Origin of the sequence: Sphingomonas citri (assembly GCF_019429485.1) — a bacterium.
Classification (GTDB): domain Bacteria; phylum Pseudomonadota; class Alphaproteobacteria; order Sphingomonadales; family Sphingomonadaceae; genus Sphingomonas; species Sphingomonas citri.
Genome location: NZ_JAHXZN010000001.1, coordinates 904944 through 926713, shown reverse-complemented (window position 1 = coordinate 926713; position 21770 = coordinate 904944). Strand labels below are relative to the sequence as shown.

Genomic DNA, 21770 nt, shown 5'->3' with positions numbered 1-21770 from the left:
TTCAGGATGACGGCGATGGTGGGGGAGCCGCGGCACACGCCCCTGACGCCCGACGGGAGCGCGCGGCGCGCGTCGGTAAGGAACCGCGGCACACTTCCCATAGAAAAAGGGAGGGCCCCTCGCGGAACCCTCCCTCTCTCATCCCCTCACGGGCGGCAGGCTCAGGCGGCGAGCTTGCGCAGCACGTACTGGAGGATGCCGCCGTTGAGGAAATATTCCAGCTCGTTGACGGTATCGATCCGGCAGCGCGTCGCGAACGTCTCGGTCGAGCCGTCGGCGCGCTTCAGCGTCACGGTCACGTTCTGGCGCGGGCGCAGGCCTGCCACGTTCTCGATCGTGAAGGTCTCGTCGCCGGTCAGCCCGAGCGACTGGCGCGACACGCCCTCGGCGAACTGCAGCGGCAGCACGCCCATGCCGACCAGGTTCGAGCGGTGGATGCGCTCGAAGCTCTCCGCGATCACCGCGCGCACGCCGAGCAGGTTGGTGCCCTTCGCCGCCCAGTCGCGCGACGAACCCGTGCCGTACTCCTTGCCCGCGACCACCACCAGCGGCGTGCCGTCGGCCTTGTGACGCATCGCCGCGTCGTAGATCGGCATGACCTCGCCGTCGTAGCGGCTCATCCCGCCCTCGACGCCCGGCACCATCTCGTTCTTGATGCGAATGTTGGCGAAGGTGCCGCGCATCATCACCTCGTGATGGCCGCGGCGCGCGCCGTAGCTGTTGAAGTCCTGGCGCGAGACCTGGTGCTCCTGCAGCCACGTCCCCGCCGGGCTGTCGGCCTTGATCGAGCCGGCCGGCGAGATGTGGTCGGTGGTGATCGAGTCGCCCAGGATCGCCAGCGGCTTGGCGTCGACGATGTCGGTCGTCGGCTTGGGCGTCATCTCCATGCCCTCGAAATAGGGCGGGTTGGCGACATAGGTCGAGCCGGCGCGCCAGCTGTACGTGTCCGAGCCGGTGACGTCGATCGCCTGCCACTTGCTGTCGCCGGCGTAGACGTTGCCGTAGCGCGCGCGGAACATGCCGTCGTCGATGTTCGCCGCCATGAGGTCGGCGACCTCCTGGTTGGTCGGCCAGATGTCGCGCAGGTAGACGTCGCCGCCGTCCTTGCCCTGGCCGATCGGCGTCTCGTTCATGTCGGTCGTCACCGTGCCCTTGAGCGCATAGGCGACCACCAGCGGCGGCGAGGCGAGGAAGTTGGCGCGCACGTCGGGCGAGACGCGGCCCTCGAAGTTGCGGTTGCCCGACAGCACCGAGGCGGCGACCAGGTCGTTCTCGTTGATCGCCTTGCTGATCGGCGCGGCGAGCGGGCCCGAGTTGCCGATGCAGGTGGTGCAGCCATAGCCGACCAGGTTGAAGCCGATCGCGTCGAGGTCCTCGGACAGCCCGGCCTTGTCGAGATAGTCGGTGACCACCTGCGAACCCGGCGCGAGGCTGGTCTTGACCCAGGGCTTGGGCGCGAGGCCCTTCTCGCGCGCCTTGCGCGCCACCAGCCCGGCGGCGACCAGCACCGAGGGGTTGGAGGTGTTGGTGCAGCTGGTGATCGCCGCGATCACCACGTCGCCGTCGCCGATGTCATGGCCGCGCTCGTCGACCGCGACGCGCGTCGGCTTTTCCTTGTGGTAGAGCTTGAACAGGTCGCCGTTGAACACCTCGTCGACGGTGTCGAGGCTGACCTTGTCCTGCGGGCGCTTCGGCCCGGCGAGCGACGGCACCACGGTGCCCATGTCGAGCTCGAGCGTGTCGGTGAAGACGGGATCGGGGCTGTCGGCATAGCGCCACATGCCCTGCGCCTTGGCATAGGCCTCGGTCAGCGCGACCACCTCGTCGGGACGGCCGGTCAGGCGCATATAGTCCATCGTCTTGTCGTCGACCGGGAAGAAGCCGCAGGTCGCGCCGTACTCGGGCGCCATGTTGGCGATCGTCGCGCGGTCGGCGAGCGTCATCTGGTCGAGCCCGGGGCCGTAGAACTCGACGAAGCGGCCGACCACGCCCTTGGCGCGCAGCATCTGCGTGACGGTCAGCACCAGGTCGGTCGCGGTGATGCCCTCGCGCAGGGAACCGGTCAGCTTGAAGCCGACCACCTCGGGGATCAGCATCGAGACGGGCTGGCCGAGCATCGCCGCCTCGGCCTCGATCCCGCCGACGCCCCAGCCGAGCACGCCCAGGCCGTTGATCATCGTGGTGTGGCTGTCGGTGCCCACCAACGTGTCGGGATAGGCGATCGTCGCGCCGCTCTTGGCGTGGTCACCCGTCTCCTCCGACGCCCACACCGCGTGGCCGATATATTCCAGGTTGACCTGGTGGCAGATGCCGGTGCCCGGCGGCACCACCTTGAAATTGTCGAGCGCCTTGGAGCCCCACTTCAGGAACTCGTAGCGCTCGGCGTTGCGCGCATATTCGAGATCGACATTGTCCTCGAACGCCTTGGGCGTCCCGAACTCGTCGACCATCACCGAGTGGTCGATGACGAGGTGGACGGGCACCTGCGGGTTGATCTTGGCGGCGTCGCCGCCGAGCTTGGTGATCGCGTCGCGCATCGCGGCGAGGTCGACCACGCAGGGCACGCCGGTGAAGTCCTGCATCAGCACGCGCGCGGGGCGATACTGGATCTCGCGGTCGCTGCGGCGCTCCTGCTGCCAGTCGACGATCGCTTTCACGTCCGCCTCGGTCACGGTCACGCCGTCCTCGAAGCGCAGCATGTTCTCCAGCAGCACCTTCATCGAGAAGGGCAGGCGCGAGATGTCGCCGAACTTCGCTTCCGCCGCCTTCAGCGCGAAATAGTCGTAGGTCTTGCCCCCGGCCGTCAGCGTGGTGCGGGCGTTGAGCGTGTCGTGGCCGATGGCCGTCATGGGCAGCTGTCCTTCCTCGTGGGAGCCTCGCGCCCGCGGCGATGCGGCACGGCCGCGTGCGCGCGGGTGCGGGCGAAACTCTCGATCGCCGCGGGCGATAGCAGCGGGGGACCGGGCGGGGAAGGGTGGAACGGCGTGTCTCCGTAAGCGATTGTGGCCGGGGGCGCGGGGTCGCCCGGAGAGGCGGGAGAATGGCGCGCAAGCTCAAGGTGTTCCGCACGCCTGCCGGCTTCCACGACGCCTATGTCGCGGCGCCGAGTCGCAGGGCCGCGCTAGCCGCCTGGGGCGCCGACGCCGACCTGTTCGCGCGCGGCGTCGCGGAGGAGGTGACCGACGCTGCATTGATGGCGGAGCCGCTGGCACGCCCGGGCGAGGTGGTGCGGCGCTCGCGCGGCAGCGCGGCCGAGCAACTCGCGGCGTTACCGCCGGACCGGCCGAAGCGCGCGCGCAGGGCGGCGGAGGAAGAGGAAGCGCCGCGGTCGAGGACCGCGCAATCCAAGCCTTCGACGAAGCCGCCCGTCCCACGCCCGAGCCGCGCCGAGATGGAGGCGGCCGAGAAGGCGCTCGAGCAGGAGGACGCGCGCCGCCGCGACGAGGAGAAGGCGCTGGCCGAGCGCCAGGCCGCGCTCGACCGCGAGCGCCGTGAGGCCGGTCGCCGGCACGAGCGGGAACGAGCGAAGCTAGAGGCGGCGCGCGAGCAGGCGGCGGGGGCGTATGCGGCCGCGGTGGAGAAGTGGCGGCGGTAGCGCGCTACCGGCTCGCCTCCTTCCCGTTCGTGCTGAGGAGAGGCTGAGCTCGTCGAAGCCTCGTCTCGAAGCGTGGCCACGTACCCGGGCGCCGCGTGCTTCGAGACGGCACGTCGACGAGCTCAGTGCCTCCTCAGCACGAACGGGTCGGTGGCGCGGAGGCATCGAAGGCTCGAGAACTACCCGCCTCCACGTCCGTCATCCTGAACTCGTTTCAGGATCCACCCGTCCGCTTGCGCCACTGGCCGTTGCATGAGCGGCACGGTGGATCCTGAGACAAGCTCAGGACGACGAAGGAAGGAGAGGTGAGCGCCGTCGTCGCCACCGCCCCCATCGCCTTGACCCAGCGCACCCCCCATCGCATAGCCGGCTGATGGAGCAGGACATCGAGACGCTGTCGTTCGAGGCCGGCCTACGCGAGCTGGAGACGATCGTCGCCCGGCTCGAGTCGGGCGATACCCCGCTGGAGGAGGCGATCCGGCTCTACGAGCGCGGCAGCGCGCTGCGGCAGCGCTGTGCCGACCGGCTCGACGCCGCGCAGGCGCGGATCGAGGCGATCCGGCTCGGCGCCGACGGCCGCCCCGCCGCCACCGAGCCCTTCGCCGCGGGATGACCATCACCGCCACCGCGTCGCCCAAGCTCCAGGCCGCGCTCAAGGAAGTCGCGGCCGAGATGGACCGTCGCTTCGACGCGCTGCTTCCGGTGCCCGACGATCCCCGCGCCGATCTCTACCGCGCGATGCGCCACGCCACGATCGGCGGCGGCAAGCGGCTGCGCCCGCTGCTGGTGTTCGCCACCGCGCGGCTGTTCGACGTGGCGCGCGACGGCGCCGCGCGCGCCGCGGTCGCGCTCGAGGCGATCCACGCCTACTCGCTGATCCACGACGACCTGCCGGCGATGGACGACGACGACCTGCGCCACGGCAAGGCGACTGTCCACAAGGCGTTCGACGAGGCTACCGCGATCCTGGCGGGCGACTGCCTCCACGCGCTCGCCTTCGAGGTGCTCGCCGATCCCGCTACCCATGCCGACCCCTTCGTCCGCGCCGAGCTGGTCGCCGACCTCGCGCGCGCCTCGGGGCCGAGCGGCATGGCGGGCGGGCAGGCGATGGACCTCAAGGCCGACGGCGCCGCCTTCGACCTCGGCACCGTCACGCGGCTCCAGCAGATGAAGACCGGCGCGCTGATCGGCGCGGCGGTGGAGGCGGGTGCGATCCTCGGCCGCGTCCCGCCCGAGGGGCGCCGCCACCTGCGCGGCTACGCGCACGACCTCGGACTCGCCTTCCAGATCGTCGACGACCTGCTCGACGTCGAGGGCGACGAGCAGCTCGCCGGCAAGAAGCTGCGCAAGGACGGCGAGGCGGGCAAGGAGACGTTCGTCTCGCTGCTGGGCGTCGAGCGTGCCAAGCAGCAGTCGCGGATGCTCGTCGAGCAGGCGATCGACCACCTGCGCAGCTACGGCGAGGAGGCCGAGCTGCTGCGCGCGATCGCTCGCTTCGTCACCGAGCGGCGCGGGTGAGCGGCGTGGGCGCGCGCGTCGGCGTCTACCCGGGCACGTTCGATCCGATCACGCTCGGCCACATGGACATCATCCGCCGCGGTGCCAAATTGGTCGACCGGCTGGTGATCGGCGTCACCACCAACCCCAGCAAGTCGCCGATGTTCAGTGTCGCCGAGCGTATGGCGATGGTGCAGCGCGAGGTCACCGCGATCGGCGGCGAGATCCATGTGGTCGAGTTCGACTCGCTGCTGATGGACTTCGCCGAGCGCGAGGGCGCGACCATGATCGTGCGCGGGCTGCGCGCCGTCGCCGACTTCGAGTACGAATATCAGATGGCGGGGATGAACCAGCAGCTCAACGACCGGATCGAGACCGTCTTCCTGATGGCCGACGTCGGGCTGCAGCCGATCGCCTCCAAGCTGGTCAAGGAAATCGCTTTGTTCGGCGGCGACATCCGCAAGTTCGTCACCGCCGCGGTGTGCCAGGAAGTGGTCGAGCGGGTCGCGCTGGTGGGGCGGCGCGGGGGGTGAGGGGCGCCCGCGCGGGTCATCCTACCTTCCTCGCCCTCGCAACCGCTTCTCTCATTATCTCGACCTCTTCTTCCGTCATCCCGGACTTGGTCCGGGATCCACCGTGCCGCAGACTCTCCGGTTCCTGGGTACGCGGTGAAGTGGATCCCGGACCAAGTCCGGGATGACGGAAGGGAAGGGGATGACGATGGCATAGCCCGCGCAGGCACAGCCACCCCCGCCATCCCCATTCAGTTTGGCGCAAGCGTGAATCTGGTCTAGACGCCGCCGCTGACACTCTCCCGACAGACCCGAAAGCACCGATGCGCCCGTCCGCCCTCCTGTCCGCCCTTTTCGCCGCCGTCGTCCTCACCGCCGCCCCCGCCGCGGCGCAGGAGCGGCTCGCGCCGCCGCCGCTGGGCGACAAGACCAACATCTGGCTGCTCGACCTCTCCACCGGCGGGCGGGTCGAGATCGCGCTGCGCCCGGACGTCGCGCCCAAGATGGTCGAGCGGATCAAGCAGCTCACCCGCCAGCATTTCTACGACGGTCTCGTGTTCCACCGCGTCATCGACGGCTTCATGGCGCAGGGCGGCGACCCCAAGGGCGACGGCACCGGCGGCAGCACGCTCCCCGACCTGCCCGCCGAGTTCAACTATCTGCCGCACGTGCGCGGCTCGGTCGCCGCCGCGCGCGCCGAGAAAGAGGACAGCGCCAACAGCCAGTTCTATATCGTCTTCCAGCCGCGCTTCTCGCTGGACAAGAAGTACACCGTGTTCGGCCGCGTGATGTCGGGGATGAACTACGTCGACGCGATCGAGCGCGGCGAGCCGCCGGCGAACCCGTCGCGGATCGTCCACGCCTATATCGCCTCGGACAACCCCCCGGCCTATCAGCCGCTGCCCGCCGCCGCGCCCGCGACGCTGCCGACGCTGCCGGGCACCACGCCGACGCTGCCGGGAACCGGGACAGGCACGGGCGCGGCGACGCCGCCTGCCGCCACCACCGCGCCGGCGCCGCGCGCCAAGCCGGCGCCGCGCCGCCGCTGAGCCGGCGCGCGCGACGCCGATGAACGTCGACCTCTTCGACTTCGACCTCCCGCCCGAGCGGATCGCACTGCGCCCGGCGAGCCCGCGTGACGCCGCGCGGCTGCTCGTGGTGCGCGGCGACGGGCTCGACGACCGCAGCGTCGCGGACCTGCCCGACGTGCTGCGCGCGGGCGACCTGCTCGTCTTCAACGACACCCGCGTGATCCCCGCGCAGCTCGAGGGCGCGCGCGGCAACGCCCGGATCGGCGCCACGCTGCACAAGCGCGAGGGGTCGCGCCGCTGGCGCGCCTTCGTTCGCAACGCCAAGCGGCTGCGCGACGGCGACACGATCGACTTCGGCGCGGGCGTGAGCGCCACCGCGCGCGACCGCGCGGACGACGGCAGCTGGGCGCTCGACTTCGCCGGCGACGAGCCGGTCGAGCTGCTGCTCGAGCGCGCCGGGCGGATGCCGCTGCCGCCCTATATCGCGGGCAAGCGCGCCGCCGACGCGCGCGACGCCGACGATTACCAGACGATGTTCGCCGCCGAGCCCGGCGCGGTGGCGGCGCCCACCGCGGCGCTCCACTTCACACCCGCGCTGCTCGAGCGGCTCGCCGCGGCGGGGGTGGAGCATGCCACGCTGACGCTCCACGTCGGCGCGGGCACCTTCCTGCCGGTCAAGGCGGAGGACACCGCCGACCACAAGATGCACGCCGAATGGGGCCGGATCGATCAGGCCACCGCCGACCGGCTCAACGCGGTGCGCGCGCGCGGCGGACGCGTGATCGCGGTCGGCACCACTTCGCTGCGGCTGATCGAGAGCGCCGCGGGGGAGGACAGGATCGTCCGGCCGTTCGAGGGCGACACCGCGATCTTCATCACGCCGGGCTATCGCTTCCGCGGCGTCGACGGGTTGATGACCAACTTCCATCTGCCGCGCTCGACCCTGTTCATGCTGGTCTCGGCGCTGATGGGGCTGGAGCGGATGCAGGCGGCGTACGCTCATGCGATCGAGCGAGGGTATCGCTTCTACAGCTACGGGGACGGGTCGCTGCTGCTGCCATAGGGGCAAGCCGTGACGCTCCGGCCGTCGCAGGAGCACGTTCGAGAAAAGGAGGAAGAGCGGCAGCTGACGCGATCGGCGGCAGCGGGCTGTCCTACGCCGATGGCGGTGTGGCAGGGGCATCGACGCTCTGTCTCATCGCCGGCGCGTGCGTCGGCGCCCGGTACCATGACGATCGCCGTGCGCGTCGCCGCGAACGTCTCAGCGACTCAACATTCGCAACATTCGCGCGAGGGCGCGGCGCGGGCTACGCGGGCGAAAGGCTGCGGCGGCAGACCCTTGATGTGTGTCTCCGGTCGCGCGCGCGACGGCGCGAACGTTGAGTCATGTTGGAGCCGGGCGCACCGATCCGGCGCGAAGGTTGAGTCGCTCCGACGCGCCGCGCCCCCACGGATCGGCACCGCTAGCTGGATCGCGCCAGCACCGGTCTCCTGGCGCTCGAGCATGATCGACGCGCCGCTTCGTGGGCTCCGCCACCGGCGCGTGCCGCGCGCCGGCGCCGCGCCTCAGCGCGCGATGCCGCCCGCGGCGAGCACCGCCAGCGTCACCAGCTCGCTCGCGGTGGAGGTCATCGGCGCGATCTGCACCGGCTTCTCCATGCCCACCAGCATCGGCCCGATCATGTCGTCGCCGCCGAGCTCGCGAAGCAGCTTGGCCGAGATGTTGGCCGATTGCAGGCCGGGCATGACGAGGATGTTGGCCGGCCCCGACAGTCGCGCGAAGGGGTAATTCGCCAGCTGCTTGGGGTTGAGCGCGACGTCGGGCGCCATCTCGCCCTCATATTCGAAGCTCACCGCGCGCTGGTCGAGCACGTGGACCGCCTCGCGGATGTTGTCGAGCCACTGGCCGGTCGGGTTGCCGAAGGTGGAATAGCTCAGGAAGGCGACGCGCGGCTCGTGCCCCATCTGGCGCGCCACGGTCGCGGTCTGCTCGGCGATGTCGGCCAGCTCCTCCGCGTTGGGGCGCTCGTTGACCGTCGTGTCGGCGATGAAGACGGTGTGTGACTGGCCCACCAGCACGTGGATGCCGAAAGCGGTACGGCCCGGCGCGGGATCGATCACGCGCTTGATCTCGCGCATCGACTGTGCCCACGGACGGGTGACGCCGGTGATCATCGCGTCGGCGGCGCCGAGCTGAAGCAGCACCGCGCCGAAGATGTTGCGGTCCTGGTTGATCATCCGCTCCACCTCGCGGCGCAGGAAGCCGCGGCGCTGAAGCCGCTGGTAGAGGAAGTCGACCATCTTCGGCACCAGCGGCGAGACGCGGCTGTTGTGCAGCTCATATTCCTCGGGGTTCTCGATCCCGAGCGCGCGGAGATTGTCGTACACGTCCTCGCGCCCGACCAGTACCGGGGTGCCGTAGCCGCCCTCCTTGAAGGCGATCGCGGCGCGCAGCACCACCTCTTCCTCGCCCTCGGCGAAGAGCACGCGCTTGGGGTTCGCCTTGGCACCTTCATAGGCGAGGCTCAGCACCGCGGTGGTGGGATTGAGCCGCGCGCGCAGCGCCTCGCGATAGGCGTTCATGTCGGTGATCGGCTTGGTGGCGACGCCCGAGTCCATCGCCGCCTGCGCGACCGCGACCGACACCATCTCCATCAGACGCGGGTCGAACGGCGCGGGGATGATATAGTCCGGGCCGAAGGTATGGCGCGTGCCATAGGCGGCGGCGACCTCCTCGGGCACGCGGTCGCGCGCCAGCTCGGCGATGGCGTTGGCGGCGGCGATCTTCATCTCGTCGTTGATCCCCGTGGCGCGCACGTCGAGCGCGCCGCGGAAGATGAAGGGGAAGCCCAGCACGTTGTTGACCTGGTTCGGATAGTCCGACCGGCCGGTGGCCACGATGGCGTCGGGGCGCGCCGCCTTGGCGAGCTCGGGGCGGATCTCCGGCTCGGGGTTGGCCATGGCGAAGATGATCGGCGCCGGCGCCATGTCCTTGACCATCTCCGGCTTGAGCGCGCCCGCGGCGGAGAGGCCGAGGAACACGTCGGCACCGTGCAGCGCCTCGGTAAGGGTGCGGCGGTCGGTGTTGGCGGCGTGTGCCGACTGCCACTGGTTCACGTCGTCGCGGCCCTGGTAGATCACGCCCGTGCGGTCGCAGATCAGCACGTTGTCGGCGCGCACGCCCATCGCCTTGATCAGCTCGGTGCAGGCGATCGCGGCGGCGCCGGCGCCGTTGACGACGACCTTGACCGAGGAGAGCTGGCGTCCGGTGAGGAGGCAGGCGTTGATCAGGCCGGCGGCGCAGATGATCGCGGTGCCGTGCTGGTCGTCATGGAAGACGGGGATGTTCATCCGCTCGCGCAGCGTCTGCTCGATGATGAAACACTCGGGCGCCTTGATGTCCTCGAGGTTGATGCCGCCGAAGCTCGGCTCCATCAGCTCGACCGCGTCGATGAAGCGGTTGACGTCCTCGGTCTTGAGCTCGAGGTCGATCGAGTCGACGTCGGCGAAGCGCTTGAAGAGCACCGCCTTGCCCTCCATCACCGGCTTGGAGGCAAGCGCGCCGAGATTGCCCATGCCGAGGATCGCGGTGCCGTTCGAGATGACGGCGACGAGATTACCCTTGGCGGTGTAGTCATAGGCAGTGGCGGGATCGTCGGCGATCGCCTGCACCGGCACCGCGACGCCGGGCGAGTAAGCGAGCGCGAGATCGCGCTGCGTCGCCATGGGTTTGGAGGCGATGATCTCGATCTTGCCGGGGCGTCCCTCCGAGTGGAACAGCAGGGCCTCGCGCTCGGAGAACTGGTCGTGGCGCGTCTCGGTGGCGGTGCGATCGTCGGTCATGACCTTCCTCTAGGGAAGGCAGGCGCGTTTGAAAACCATCGCTAACGTCGCTCGTGCGCGAGCAGTTGTTGCTTGGCCGCCAGGCCGCCGGCGAAGCCGGTGAGCTGGCCGGAAGCGCCGATCACGCGGTGGCACGGCACCACGATCGACAACGGATTGCGCCCGTTGGCGGCGCCGACCGCGCGGCTCGCGGTCGGGCGGCCAATCGCCCGGGCGATGTCGCCGTAGCTGCGCGTCTCGCCGTGCGGGATGGCGGCGAGCGCGGCCCAGACGGCGCGCTGGAAGGCGGTGCCGACAGGCGCGAGCGGCAGGTCGAAGTCGCGGCGCCGGCCGGCGAAATACTCGCCGAGCTGGGTACGAGCGGCGGCGAGCACGGGATGGTTGGCGCGCTCCTCGGCGGCGGCGAGGCGCACGCGACCGGGCGAGTCGTCGGGCCACAGCACGGCGACCAGCCCCGCGTCGCTGGCGACCAGGGTGAGCGTGCCGACGGGCGAGTCCGTGGTGGTGCGATAGAGCATGGCGGCAGATGTAGCGGGCGCGGCAGGGGCGTGCATCCCGCCGATTGCGGTCAAAGCGCGTGTGGCGAGGATGGGACGGAGCGTGTAGGCTGTCGGCATGGAACACGATCGCGATCTGGGCCGGTGGGACGCGGAAGAGGATGCCGCCTCACTCGCTCGCGCCGAGGCGGACATTGTCGCGGGCCGGGTCTACTCGCACGCGATCGTCGCCGAGTGGATGGAGACCTGGGGCAAACCCGGCCGTACGTCATTCAGGGAGTGGCTCGCACAGCGAGGTGGCTGACGTCATCTGGACCGACGAGGCGCTAGATCAGCTTGATCTCATCGTCTCTTACGTCGGCGTCTTCGACGCTACGGCTGCCGAGCGGCTTCGTCGGCGCCTGTTCATCCTAGCAAGAAGTTTGAGCGTCTTCCCTGACCGAGGTCGACCACTCCCTGGCGGCCGCCGCGAGTTGGTGACCGTATCGCCCTATCTGCTCCGCTACCGGGTGATCGGCGACACGATCGCGATCCTCTCGGTCCGGCATGGCGCCCGGCGACCTGACTGACGCGGTCGTGTCTCGCCTGAACTGGCAGATCGTTTATCCTGCGCTTATGCTTGCCGCAATGACGAGTCTTTCAGTCAGCCGCGCTCAAACCTCCGGAGCACCGCTCACGCGCGATGCCTGATGTCGCCGCTGACAATATCCCCTCTATCTCCCGCCTCCCGGATCAGACCCTATGACCGCCCCTACGCCGATGATGGCGCAATATCTCGCGCTCAAGGCGGAAGCGGCGGACTGTCTGCTGTTCTACCGCATGGGCGACTTCTTCGAATTGTTCTTCGACGACGCGCGCGTCGCCGCGCAGGTGCTCGACATCGCGCTCACCGCACGCGGCGAGCACGCGGGCGAGAAGATCCCGATGTGCGGCGTGCCGGTCCACGCCGCCACCGCCTATCTCCAGCGCCTCATCAAGGCGGGCCATCGCGTCGCCATCGCCGAGCAGACCGAGACGCCCGAGGCGGCGCGCAAGGCGCGCGGTTCCAAGGCGCTGGTCGAGCGCGCGATCGTCCGCGTCGTCACCGCCGGTACGCTGACCGAGGAGACTTTGCTCGACTCGCGCGCCGCCAATTGGTGCGTCGCGGTGGGCGAGGCCGCGGGCGAGGTCGCGCTCGCCGCGGCGGACGTGTCGACCGGCCGGTTCGAGGTGATCGCCTGCGACCGCGCCGGCCTCGCCGCCGAACTCGCGCGGCTCGGCGCCGCCGAGGTGGTCGCCGCGGAGGAGAGCGACGCCCCCGCCACGGTGCGGCGCCCGCGCGGCGACTTCGACAGCGGCGCGGGCGAGGCGCGGCTGAAGCGGCTGTTCGGCGTGGCGACGCTCGATGGCTTCGGCCAGTTCGGCCGCGCCGCGCTCGCCGCGGCGGGCGGGCTGGTCGCCTATCTCGACCATACCGCCAAGGGACAGCTGCCCTTCCTGCGCCCGCCGGTGCTGGCCGCCGCGCGCGACGCGATGGCGATCGACGCCGCCACGCGCGAGAGCCTCGAGCTGACCTGCACCGCCGCGGGCCAGCGCAAGGGCAGCCTGCTCGACGCGGTCGACCGGACCGTCACCGGCGCCGGCGCTCGGCTGCTAGCCGCCGACCTGGGCGCGCCGCTGATGGCACGCGACGCGATCGAGGCGCGGCTCGATCTCGTCCAGCTCCTCCACGACGATGCCGGCTTGCGCGAGCGCGTGCGCGCCGCGCTGCGCGCGCTGCCCGACATCGGCCGCGCGCTGGGGCGACTGGCGGCGGGGCGCGGGAGCCCGCGCGACCTCGGCCAGCTGCGCGACGGGCTCGACGGGGCCTGGACCATCGGCGAGCGGCTCGGCGCGCTGGAGCCGGCACCCGCGCTGTTGCGCGAGCTGGCGCCGCGGCTGCGCGGGCATGGCGCGCTGATCGACCTGCTCAAGCGCGCGCTTGTCCCCGCACCGCCGATTGAGGCGAGCGAGGGCGGCTATATCGCCGCGGGCTATGACGCCGCGCTCGACGCGCTGCGCGAGACCGGCAGCGGCGGCCGCCGTGCCATCGCCGCGCTGGAGGCGAGCTTCCGCGAGCGCACCAAGATCGCGGCGCTCAAGATCCGTCACAACGGCGTGCTCGGCTACCATATCGAGGTGCCCGCGCGCGTGGCGGACCCGCTGATGCGCGCCGAATCGGGCTTCACCCACCGCCAGACGCTCGCCGGCGTGGTGCGCTTCAACGCGCCCGAGCTGCACGAGGTGGCGGCCAGCGTCACCCAGGCGGGCGCGCACGCGCTAGCGGCCGAGGCGGCGCATCTCGAAGAGCTCACCGCCGCCGCGCTCGCCGGACGCGAGGCGATCGCCGCGACGGCGGACGCGCTCGCCCGGCTCGACGTTGCCGCCGGGCTGGCGGAGCGCGCCGCCGAGGGCGGCTGGGCGCGGCCGAGCTTCGCCGCGGAGGCGTGCTTCGACGTGCGCGAGGGGCGCCACCCCGTGGTCGAGGCGGCACTGGCGAAGAGCGGCGACCGCTTCGTCGCCAACGACTGCGCGCTGGGCGGTGCGGCGGTGCGGCTGTGGCTCCTCACCGGGCCCAACATGGGCGGCAAGTCGACCTTCCTGCGGCAGAACGCGCTGATCGCGGTGCTGGCGCAGGCGGGCGCCTATGTGCCGGCCGCGACGGCGCGGCTGGGGCTGGTCGATCGCTTGTTCAGCCGCGTCGGCGCGTCGGACAATCTCGCGCGCGGACGTTCGACCTTCATGGTCGAGATGGTCGAGACCGCCGCGATCCTGGCGCAGGCGACGCCGGACAGTCTCGTGATCCTCGACGAGGTCGGGCGCGGGACCAGCACCTATGACGGGCTCGCCATCGCCTGGGCGGTGGTGGAGGCGATCCACGAGGACAATCGCTGCCGCTGCCTGTTCGCCACCCATTATCACGAGTTGACGCGGCTGGCGGAGCGGTGCGACTCGCTGTCGCTCCACCATGTCCGCGCGCGCGAGTGGAAGGGCGAGCTGGTGCTGCTCCACGAGGTGGCCGATGGGCCGGCGGATCGCAGCTATGGCCTGGCGGTGGCACGGCTGGCGGGCATGCCGCCCGCCACGGTGCAGCGCGCCAAGGCGGTGCTGGCGAAGCTGGAGGCGGGGCGTGCCAGGACCGGCGGGCTGGCGGCGGGGCTCGACGACCTGCCGCTGTTCGCCGCGGCGGCGCAGGCGGAGGAGGCACAATGCGACGCCATCCGCGCCGAAGTGGAAGCGCTCGACGTCGACGCGCTGACCCCGCGCGAGGCGCTTGATACATTGTACCGGCTCAAGGCGCTGGCGCGCGAGGGCTAGGAAAGGTGGCTCGTTATGGCGGCGCTGGGTAAGCCGTGTCGCTGGTCAGTGAGAGCGAGCGACACGCTGTCTCGATCAGCGAGCCATGCCAGGTACCCGCGGAGAGAGCGCGGGCGAGATGCGTGTGGCCGCGACACTAATCACCCCAGCGCCGCGTGCGCCATCCTCAAGTCCTCGACGAAGCGCTCATATTCGCTCGCTCTCGCCGCCTCGTCGGGCAGCCGCAGCAGGTAGCTCGGATGCACCGTGATCCATGCCGCCCCGCCGTCGGGTAGGCGAAGCTCCCGGCCGCGCTCGCGACCGATCGTCATCACCTTGCCGAACAGGCTGCGCGCCGCGGTGGCGCCGAGCGCGACCGTCACCTTCGGGCGCAGCAGCATCTGCTCCTGCTCGGTCCACCAGCGGCACGCCTCGATCTCGCCCGCGTCGGGCTTGGCGTGGATCCGCCGCTTGCCGCGCGGCTCGAATTTGAAGTGCTTGACCGCGTTCGTGACATAGGTCTCCGCGCGGGTGATCCCCGCCGCCGCGAGCGCGCGATCGAACACCTGCCCCGCGGGGCCGACGAAAGGTTGGCCGGCGAGATCCTCCTGGTCGCCGGGCTGCTCGCCGACGAACATCATCGTCGCGTCGACCGGCCCCTCGCCGAAGACCGTCTGCGTCGCCGGCTTGTAGAGGTGACAGCGCGTGCAGGCCGAGGCCTCGTCGCGCAGCGCTTCCCACGCCGCCCGCGCATTGTCGCCGACCGTGCTCTCCCGGGCGCGCGCCTTGTCGATCATCCCGCTCTCCCGTGCCTGCGCGGTCGCCAGCAGCTGCGGCACCAGCGCGGTCTCCGGCATGTTTTTCCAGTACTTTCGCGGCATCTCGCGCAGCATCGTGCCGACCTTCACCCGCGCCGGGTTGAAGATGCTGGCGTAATAGGTCTTCCACACCTCCTCGATCGGGTCGCCCTCGGGCGCGTCGCCGCGCTCCGCCGCCGGACCCTCCTGGAGCGCGGCACCGTCCCAGTGGAGCGAGACCTCGGGCGTGAGGATCGACCAGCGCATGCTGGCGAAGCGGTTGACGAAGAAGGCCGCGTTGGCGCGAACGATATGATGCTCGGGCTCGAACCAGGCGACGTAGCGCTCGCCTGCGTCGTCGCTGACGGAGCGGAAGCGCACGAAGGCGCGCATCTTGTGGATGTCGCGTCGCACCGACTTGGCCAGCGTCTCGATCCGACGGACGAGCGGGTCGGCATGGTCGTCGGTCAGGCGCGGCGTGGCGCGCAGCCGCCACAGCATCGCGTAGAGAAGCGCGAAACGCTCGGGATCTTGGTGGAGCGCGGCATTGTTGGCGAGATCGAGGAAGGCGCGCGGCACTCGCATGGCGGGCGCGGCGGCGTCGTGTCGCGGGGCGGGGGGTGGCCCGGCAGCGGTAGCGGCGAAGAGATCGGTCGCGGCGTCGCCGACCTGCCATACGACGGCGTCGGGCGCGACGTGATCGGCGAGCAGCCCGCGCGCGGCATCGCGCCAGCCATCGACGTCGTCGGGCGCGGAAAGGGTGACGACGCGCACGACTAGCGCACCCCTGAGCCTCTCCCCCTAAGGGGAAGGGTTGGGGTGGGGCTTCTCTGCGCACACGGCGTATGCGGAAGCACCCCAACCCCAGCCCCTCCCCTGAAGAGAGGGGAAGCGAAGTGCGTCACCGCTGATTCACGTCCGACAATCACCCCGCCTTAGCGCGCCACCGCGGCGATCCGTTTCACCCGCGAGTCACTCTCACGCGGCGAACAGCTCCAGCTGCTGCGTCTTCACCTTGGGCGCGACCAGCGGCCTGAGCTCGGCGCGGTCGGCCAGCACCACAGGCCGCCAGTCCTCGCAGACGATGAACGGCCGCACCCGCGCGATCGACACCGTCAGGCGAGCCACGTCGTCCAGCCGCAGCCGTCGCCAGCGCCGCGCCGCCAGGATGCTCTTCACCGCCTTGGTGCCGAGCCCCGGCACGCGCCACAGCAGCTCGCGCGGCGCCCGATTGACGTCGACCGGGAAGCGATCGCGGAACTTGAGCGCCCAGGCGAGCTTGGGATCCATGTCGAGCGGCAGCATGCCCGTCGCCTCGTCCGCCGCGGCGACGACCTCGTCGGTCGAGAAGCCGTAGAAGCGCATCAGCCAGTCCGACTGGTACAGCCGATGCTCGCGCATCAGTGGCGGGCGCTGCAGCGGCAGCACCGCGGAGGCGTCGGGGATCGGGCTGAACGCGGAGTAATAGACGCGGCGCAGCCCGAAGCGATCGTACAGAGTCGACGCCTTGCGCACGATCTCGCCGTCAGTCGCGGCGTCGGCGCCCACGATCATCTGGGTCGACTGCCCCGCCGGCGCGAAGCGCGGCGCGGACTTGTAGCGGGTGCGCGCGTCGGCGGTGTCGGTGATCGCCGCCTTCATCTCGCCCATCGCGCCCTCGATCCGAGCGCCGTCCTTCTCGGGCGCGAGCCGGCGCAGCCCGCCGACGGTAGGCAACTCGACGTTGATCGACACGCGATCGGCGTAGAGCCCGGCCTGGTGAACCAGCTCTGGGTCAGCGTCGGGGATCGTCTTGAGGTGGATATAGCCGCGGAAATGATGATCTTCGCGCAGCGAGCGCGCGACCTCGACCAGCTGTTCCATCGTGTAGTTCGATGACTTGATGATGCCGGACGAGAGGAACAGCCCCTCGATATAGTTGCGCCGGTAGAAGGAGAGGGTGAGGTTCACCACCTCCTGCGCGCTGAAGCGGGCGCGGCGCACGTTCGAGCTCTTCCGGTTGATGCAATAATGGCAGTCAAAGACGCAGCTGTTGGTTAGCAGGATCTTGAGCAGCGAGATGCAGCGCCCGTCGGGCGCGTAGGCGTGGCAGATGCCCATGCCCTCGGTCGAGCCGATCCCCTTGCCATCGGCCGAGGTGCGCTTCGAGGTGCCGGACGACGCACACGAGGCGTCGTACTTCGCCGCATCGGCGAGTATTTCCAGTTTCTGGCGGACGTCAAGCTGCGCCATGTGTTCGATGTATGTTCACTTGCCCGCCTTGTCGAGGGCAAAGCGACCTGCCATGGATCAGTCCCGTGCGCAGGATCATCGATCGGCTCGGACCCAACGGTCCCTATCTCGCGCTGGCCGTGACCTGCCTGCTCGGCTGGGGCTTCAAGGCGCATTGCGGCGCCGCCTGGAGCGGCAGCGAGCAATATGTCACCGGCTGCTACAGCGACGCGGTGCCCTTCTGGGGGCAGCGCGGGCTCGCCGCGGGTCAGGTGCCCTATTTCCAGGCGCGGATGGAATATCCCGTGCTCACCGGCGGGCTGATCTGGCTCGAGGCGCTCTTCGTCCATCTCGTCAAGGGCGCGCGTGCCGGCGCCGCCGATTTCCTGGTGTCGGTGACGTTCGCCAACGCACTTCTTGCCTTCGTGATCTTGGAGCTGATCCGCGGTGCCGGCGCGAGTCTGCGGCGGCAATATGCCTGGACATCTGCGCCGCCGCTGGTGCTCTACCTGGGCCATAATTGGGATCTGCTCGCCGCCACCTTCGCCGTCGCGGCGATGCGCGCGGCTGCGCGCGAGCAGGTGCCGCGCGCGGCCGCGCTCGCGGCACTGGGCGGCGCGGCCAAGCTGTTCCCGGTGCTGCTGCTACCGCTCCTGGGTCTCGGCGCGCTGTTCAGTCGCGGCGCACTCCCAACGCGCGTGTCTCGCGCGGCGTTGCTGGTCGCCGTGGCGGTGGGCGCCTGGGGCGCGGTGAACCTGCCGGTTGCCTGGTTCGCTTTCGAGAATTGGCGCGAGTTCTACGCTTTCTCGAGCGAGCGCGGCGGCACCGCGGCCAGCATGTGGGAGCTGCTGGCGCAGTTCGGCTGGTGGCGGACCGACGTGGCGGCGCGCAACCTGTGGTCGCTGCTGTCGTTCCTCGGCGGCGCGGCGACGATCGTGGCGGTCGGCTGGCGCAAGCACGGCGAGCGGCCCTGGCTGCTGTTCACCCCCTTGCTCGCCTGGTTCCTGCTGACCAACAAGGTGTACTCGCCGCAGTTCGACCTGTGGCTATGGCCGCTGCTGGTGCTCACCGCGACTCGCGCGCGCCCGCTGGCATTGTTCCTGCTCGGGGATCTGGCCGCCTATTTCGCCGAATTCTGGCTGTTCGCCGGCTGGGAGGGAGCGAATGTCTCGGCGACGCAGGCGGACGTGCTCGTCGCCGCGAGCGTTCGCGCGGTGGCGCTGCTCTGGCTGATCCACGCTGCGGTACGCGACTCCGCGCCGGGCTGGGTGAGCGAGCAGCGGGCGGTCGACGCGGAGGCGATGGCGGGGCAGGTCGGTGAAAGCGCCCTGCTTGGTGCCGTCATCCCCGCGAAGGCGGGGATCCAGACGCGCTAAGGTCGCGGCTCTTGTCACGTCGCACAGCGTGTGGATCCCTGCCTTCGCGGGGATGACGGACGAGGAGGAGAGCACGTCATCCTCCCCCGAGGTTCGCCTCACCGCGCCCCGTCGCCCTTCTCGTGTCGGTCGCGGTAGAATTGCTGCACCACCGCCCAACCCTCGGCCGCGCTCTCGACATAGCGGAAGATGCCGAGGTCGCGCTCGGACACCACGCCTTCCTCGACCAGCGCCTCGAAGTTGATCACGCGCTCCCAGAACTCGCGCCCGAACAGCAGCACGGGGATCGGCTCGACCTTGCCGGTCTGGATCAGCGTTAGCAGCTCGAACAATTCGTCGAACGTGCCGAACCCGCCCGGGAAGGCCGCCAGCGCGCGCGCGTGGAGCAGGAAGTGCATCTTGCGCAGCGCGAAATAGTGGAACTGCGTGCTCAGCGCCGGCGTGACATAGGGGTTGGGCGCCTGCTCGTGCGGCAGCACGATGTTGAGCCCGATCGACTCGGCGTGGACGTCCGCCGCGCCGCGATTGGCCGCCTCCATGATCGAGGGGCCGCCGCCCGAGCACACCACGAAGTGGCGCTTGCCCGCCTCGTCGCGCGGGAAGTTGGAGCACAGCTGCGCCAGCTCGCGCGCCATGTCGTAATATTTGCTCTTGGCGACCAGCCGCTCGGCGATCTGACGACTCTTCTCGTCGGTGGCGAGATCGAGCAGCGCCTGCGCCTTGCTCGGCTCGGGGATGCGCGCCGAGCCGTAGAAGACGAAGGTCGAGCCGATATGCGCTTCCTCGAAGATCAGCTGGGTCTTGAGCAGCTCGAGCTGGAAGCGGACCGGGCGCAGGTCCTCGCGCAGCAGGAAGTCCATGTCCTGGAAGGCGAGCCGATAGGCGGGGCTCTCGGTCTGCGGGGTGGAGACGTTGGTCTTGGCGACCTCGGCATCCTGCTTGGCGCGCGGGAAGACGCGGCTGGGTACGCGGGTATCTGTCATCGCGGATCGATAGGACGGGAACGTGACGGTCGCAAGAACATGGCGCGCCTCAGCGGCAGAAGCGCGCGCCGTCGTCCTCGAGGTGCAGATGGTCGCGGTGCACGGCGTTGTAGTCGGGTGATAGTACCGTGCCGAAGCGTCGGCAGGCCGAGGCGTGGACGGTGCGCAGGAAGAGCTGCACCTGCGGGTCGGGTGAGCGCCAATCGTCCAGGATCGAGATGCGCCGACCGTCCTTGAGCTCGAACGCGGCGATGTCGATCGCATTGGCGAGCGCGTGGCCCGAGCGCCGCGCCGGGCCTTTGGTGCCGATTGTGTTGCGACAGGCGTAGCTCCCCATGCTGACGACGCGCGACAGTTCCGACCCGAGGATCTGATAGGCCGCGGGCGCGACGCCGTTGCGCGCCCAGGCGGCATAGGTGCGCGCCTCGCCGCAGCGCACCGCGCCGAGATTGGCGGTGGGCACGCCGATGTCGAGCAGCTTGACCGTGCCGACCAGCGCGCACCCGCCGCCATATTGCTTGTCGGGCAGCGGCTGGAAATCGACCCCGAGCGCGCGCAGGTCGGCGAGACACTGGCGCGTCTCGCGCAGGCTCGGCCCCTCGACCTCCCCGCGCGCGCTGGATGGGGCAGGGCGCTCGACCCGCCCGCAGCCGGCGAGCAGCAGCGTGACGAGAAGGAGGCGGGAACGGTGGTTACGCCACGACGTCATCGGCTTCGTGTAACGGCGGAATGCGCCAAGCTAAAGGCGTCGGTCTTCGCCACACCTAATCCGCTGGCCGAATTGTTCGTTCGACGATCATCCGGCTTGCCAGCGGCTCGCTGCGTCTGTAGCGCGGTCGACGGGCCACGCGGTCCCAACGCCGCGCGTGCTCTCTGTAAGGAGAGTCAGACATGACTGATACGACCGCCGCCGACGCCACCCTCGCGCCCGCGAAGCCCGCCACCCGGCCGGCGCGCCCGCATTTCTCGTCCGGCCCCTGTGCCAAGCCGCCCGGCTACGATCCCGCCAAGCTCGCCACCGACGTTCTCGGACGCTCGCATCGCTCGAAGCTCGGCAAGCAGCGGCTGCACTATGCCATCGAGCTGATGCGCGAGCTGCTGAACCTGCCCGACACGCACCGCATCGGCATCGTCCCCGGCTCCGACACCGGCGCCTATGAGATGGCGATGTGGACGATGCTGGGCGCGCGCCCGGTCACCGCGCTCGCCTGGGAGAGCTTCGGCGAGGGCTGGGTGACCGACGCGGTCAAGCAGCTGAAGATCGACCCGACGGTGATCCGCGCCGATTACGGCCAGCTCCCCGATCTGCAGCAGGTCGACTGGTCGAACGACGTGCTGTTCACCTGGAACGGCACCACCAGCGGCGTGCGCGTGTCGAACGGCGACTGGATCCCCGCCGACCGCGAGGGGCTGAGCTTCGCCGACGCCACCAGCGGCGTGTTCGCCTATGACCTGCCGTGGGACAAGATCGACGTCGCTACCTTCTCCTGGCAGAAGGTGCTGGGCGGCGAGGGCGCGCACGGCGTGCTGATCCTCGGTCCCCGCGCGGTCGAGCGGCTGGAGAGCTACACCCCCGCCTGGCCGCTGCCAAAGGTTTTCCGCCTCGTCTCCAAGGGCAAGCTGACCGAGGGCGTGTTCAAGGGCGAGACGATCAACACGCCGTCGATGCTGGCGGTGGAGGACGCGATCTGGTCGCTCGAATGGGCCAAGTCGCTGGGGCAGGGCGGGCTGATCGCGCGTTCCGACGCCAACGCCGCCGCGCTCGACACGATCGTCGCCGAGCGCGACTGGCTCGGGCACCTCGCCGCCGATCCGGCGTCGCGGTCGAAGACCAGCGTCTGCCTCACGGTCGACGCCGACGAGGGCGTCATCAAGAAGATGGTGTCGCTGCTCGAGGCCGAGCACGCCGCCTATGACATCGGCGGCTATCGCGATGCCCCGCCGGGGCTGCGCATCTGGTGCGGCGCCACGGTCGACACCGCCGACATCGAGGCGCTCGGCCCGTGGCTCGACTGGGCCTACGCCGCCGCCAAGGCCGGCTGATTGGCCCGTGCTCCTGCGCAGGCAGGAGCCCAGCAGCCACGAACGCTATCTTCCCTGACTCTGGGCTTCT

Annotated in this window: 18 protein-coding genes; 11 read left to right on the top strand and 7 right to left on the bottom strand. The window is 70.2% G+C overall.

The genetic code is table 11. The features are described 5' to 3' along the window. Nucleotides 1–161 precede the first annotated feature (161 nt). Nucleotides 162–2849, bottom strand: a complete 2688-nt coding sequence (gene acnA / locus KZ820_RS04450) for an aconitate hydratase AcnA (protein WP_219747423.1) — start codon at nt 2847–2849, stop codon at nt 162–164. A 191-nt stretch (nt 2850–3040) separates the two neighbouring features. Between acnA and KZ820_RS04445 the strand changes: the two genes are divergently transcribed. From KZ820_RS04445 to queA, 6 genes are all read left to right on the top strand, one after another. Continuing rightward, a complete protein-coding gene (locus KZ820_RS04445; RefSeq protein WP_219747422.1) occupies nt 3041–3595 on the top strand; it encodes a hypothetical protein in 555 nt (184 codons plus the stop codon). A gap of 373 nt (nt 3596–3968) precedes the next feature. Continuing rightward, nucleotides 3969–4208: an exodeoxyribonuclease VII small subunit gene (locus tag KZ820_RS04440; RefSeq protein ID WP_132907713.1), complete on the top strand. Its 240-nt coding sequence runs from the start codon at nt 3969–3971 to the stop codon at nt 4206–4208. After that, complete coding sequence (locus KZ820_RS04435) at nt 4205–5113, top strand: polyprenyl synthetase family protein (RefSeq protein WP_219747421.1); 909 nt, start codon at nt 4205–4207, stop codon at nt 5111–5113. Before KZ820_RS04440 ends, KZ820_RS04435 begins: the two co-directional genes overlap by 4 nt. Nucleotides 5114–5118: 5 nt before the next feature. Beyond that, the gene (gene coaD / locus KZ820_RS04430; protein WP_219748099.1) at nt 5119–5625 is read left to right on the top strand and encodes a pantetheine-phosphate adenylyltransferase; all 507 of its coding nucleotides are present in this window, start codon (nt 5119–5121) and stop codon (nt 5623–5625) included. A 302-nt stretch (nt 5626–5927) separates the two neighbouring features. Next, nucleotides 5928–6653, top strand: coding sequence for a peptidylprolyl isomerase (locus KZ820_RS04425; protein WP_219747420.1), 726 nt, complete (start codon nt 5928–5930; stop codon nt 6651–6653). Between the two features lie 19 nt (nt 6654–6672). Continuing rightward, complete coding sequence (gene queA, locus KZ820_RS04420) at nt 6673–7698, top strand: tRNA preQ1(34) S-adenosylmethionine ribosyltransferase-isomerase QueA (protein ID WP_219747419.1); 1026 nt, start codon at nt 6673–6675, stop codon at nt 7696–7698. Nucleotides 7699–8201: 503 nt separating this feature from the next. Here the strand turns inward: queA and KZ820_RS04415 are convergent. Together KZ820_RS04415 and KZ820_RS04410 are read right to left on the bottom strand one after the other, a co-directional pair. Beyond that, entirely contained in the window at nt 8202–10478 is a 2277-nt protein-coding gene (locus KZ820_RS04415; RefSeq protein ID WP_219747418.1) for an NADP-dependent malic enzyme, read from the bottom strand. A 41-nt stretch (nt 10479–10519) separates the two neighbouring features. Beyond that, nucleotides 10520–10996 (bottom strand): methylated-DNA--[protein]-cysteine S-methyltransferase, encoded by a 477-nt coding sequence (locus KZ820_RS04410; RefSeq protein ID WP_219747417.1) that lies wholly within the window; start codon nt 10994–10996, stop codon nt 10520–10522. A 97-nt stretch (nt 10997–11093) separates the two neighbouring features. Between KZ820_RS04410 and KZ820_RS04405 the strand changes: the two genes are divergently transcribed. The 3 genes from KZ820_RS04405 to mutS all read left to right on the top strand — a co-directional run bounded on the left by KZ820_RS04405 (nt 11094) and on the right by mutS (nt 14311). Continuing rightward, nucleotides 11094–11279, top strand: a complete 186-nt coding sequence (locus tag KZ820_RS04405; protein ID WP_219747416.1) for a hypothetical protein — start codon at nt 11094–11096, stop codon at nt 11277–11279. After that, entirely contained in the window at nt 11272–11544 is a 273-nt protein-coding gene (locus KZ820_RS04400; protein ID WP_219747415.1) for a type II toxin-antitoxin system RelE/ParE family toxin, read from the top strand. Before KZ820_RS04405 ends, KZ820_RS04400 begins: the two co-directional genes overlap by 8 nt. A 190-nt stretch (nt 11545–11734) precedes the next feature. After that, nucleotides 11735–14311, top strand: a complete 2577-nt coding sequence (gene mutS / locus KZ820_RS04395; protein ID WP_219748098.1) for a DNA mismatch repair protein MutS — start codon at nt 11735–11737, stop codon at nt 14309–14311. Nucleotides 14312–14451: 140 nt separating this feature from the next. On the opposite strand, the gene KZ820_RS04390 is transcribed toward mutS, so the two are convergent. Together KZ820_RS04390 and KZ820_RS04385 are read right to left on the bottom strand one after the other, a co-directional pair. Next, nucleotides 14452–15861 (bottom strand): UdgX family uracil-DNA binding protein, encoded by a 1410-nt coding sequence (locus KZ820_RS04390; protein WP_219747414.1) that lies wholly within the window; start codon nt 15859–15861, stop codon nt 14452–14454. A gap of 204 nt (nt 15862–16065) precedes the next feature. Further along, nucleotides 16066–17319: a putative DNA modification/repair radical SAM protein gene (locus KZ820_RS04385; RefSeq protein WP_219747413.1), complete on the bottom strand. Its 1254-nt coding sequence runs from the start codon at nt 17317–17319 to the stop codon at nt 16066–16068. A gap of 65 nt (nt 17320–17384) precedes the next feature. On the opposite strand from KZ820_RS04385, the gene KZ820_RS04380 reads away from it, so the two are divergent. Continuing rightward, nucleotides 17385–18674, top strand: a complete 1290-nt coding sequence (locus KZ820_RS04380; protein WP_308462122.1) for a glycosyltransferase family protein — start codon at nt 17385–17387, stop codon at nt 18672–18674. A gap of 98 nt (nt 18675–18772) precedes the next feature. On the opposite strand, the gene KZ820_RS04375 is transcribed toward KZ820_RS04380, so the two are convergent. Beyond that, nucleotides 18773–19657 carry an LOG family protein gene (locus tag KZ820_RS04375; protein ID WP_219747412.1) on the bottom strand — a complete coding sequence of 295 codons (885 nt, stop codon included), beginning with the start codon at nt 19655–19657 and terminating at the stop codon, nt 18773–18775. A gap of 49 nt (nt 19658–19706) precedes the next feature. Then, the gene (locus KZ820_RS04370; RefSeq protein ID WP_219747411.1) at nt 19707–20366 is read right to left on the bottom strand and encodes an extensin family protein; all 660 of its coding nucleotides are present in this window, start codon (nt 20364–20366) and stop codon (nt 19707–19709) included. Between the two features lie 182 nt (nt 20367–20548). On the opposite strand from KZ820_RS04370, the gene KZ820_RS04365 reads away from it, so the two are divergent. Next, on the top strand, nt 20549–21700 hold the full coding sequence (locus KZ820_RS04365) for a phosphoserine transaminase (RefSeq protein WP_219747410.1): 1152 nt from the start codon (nt 20549–20551) through the stop codon (nt 21698–21700). Nucleotides 21701–21770 lie beyond the last annotated feature (70 nt).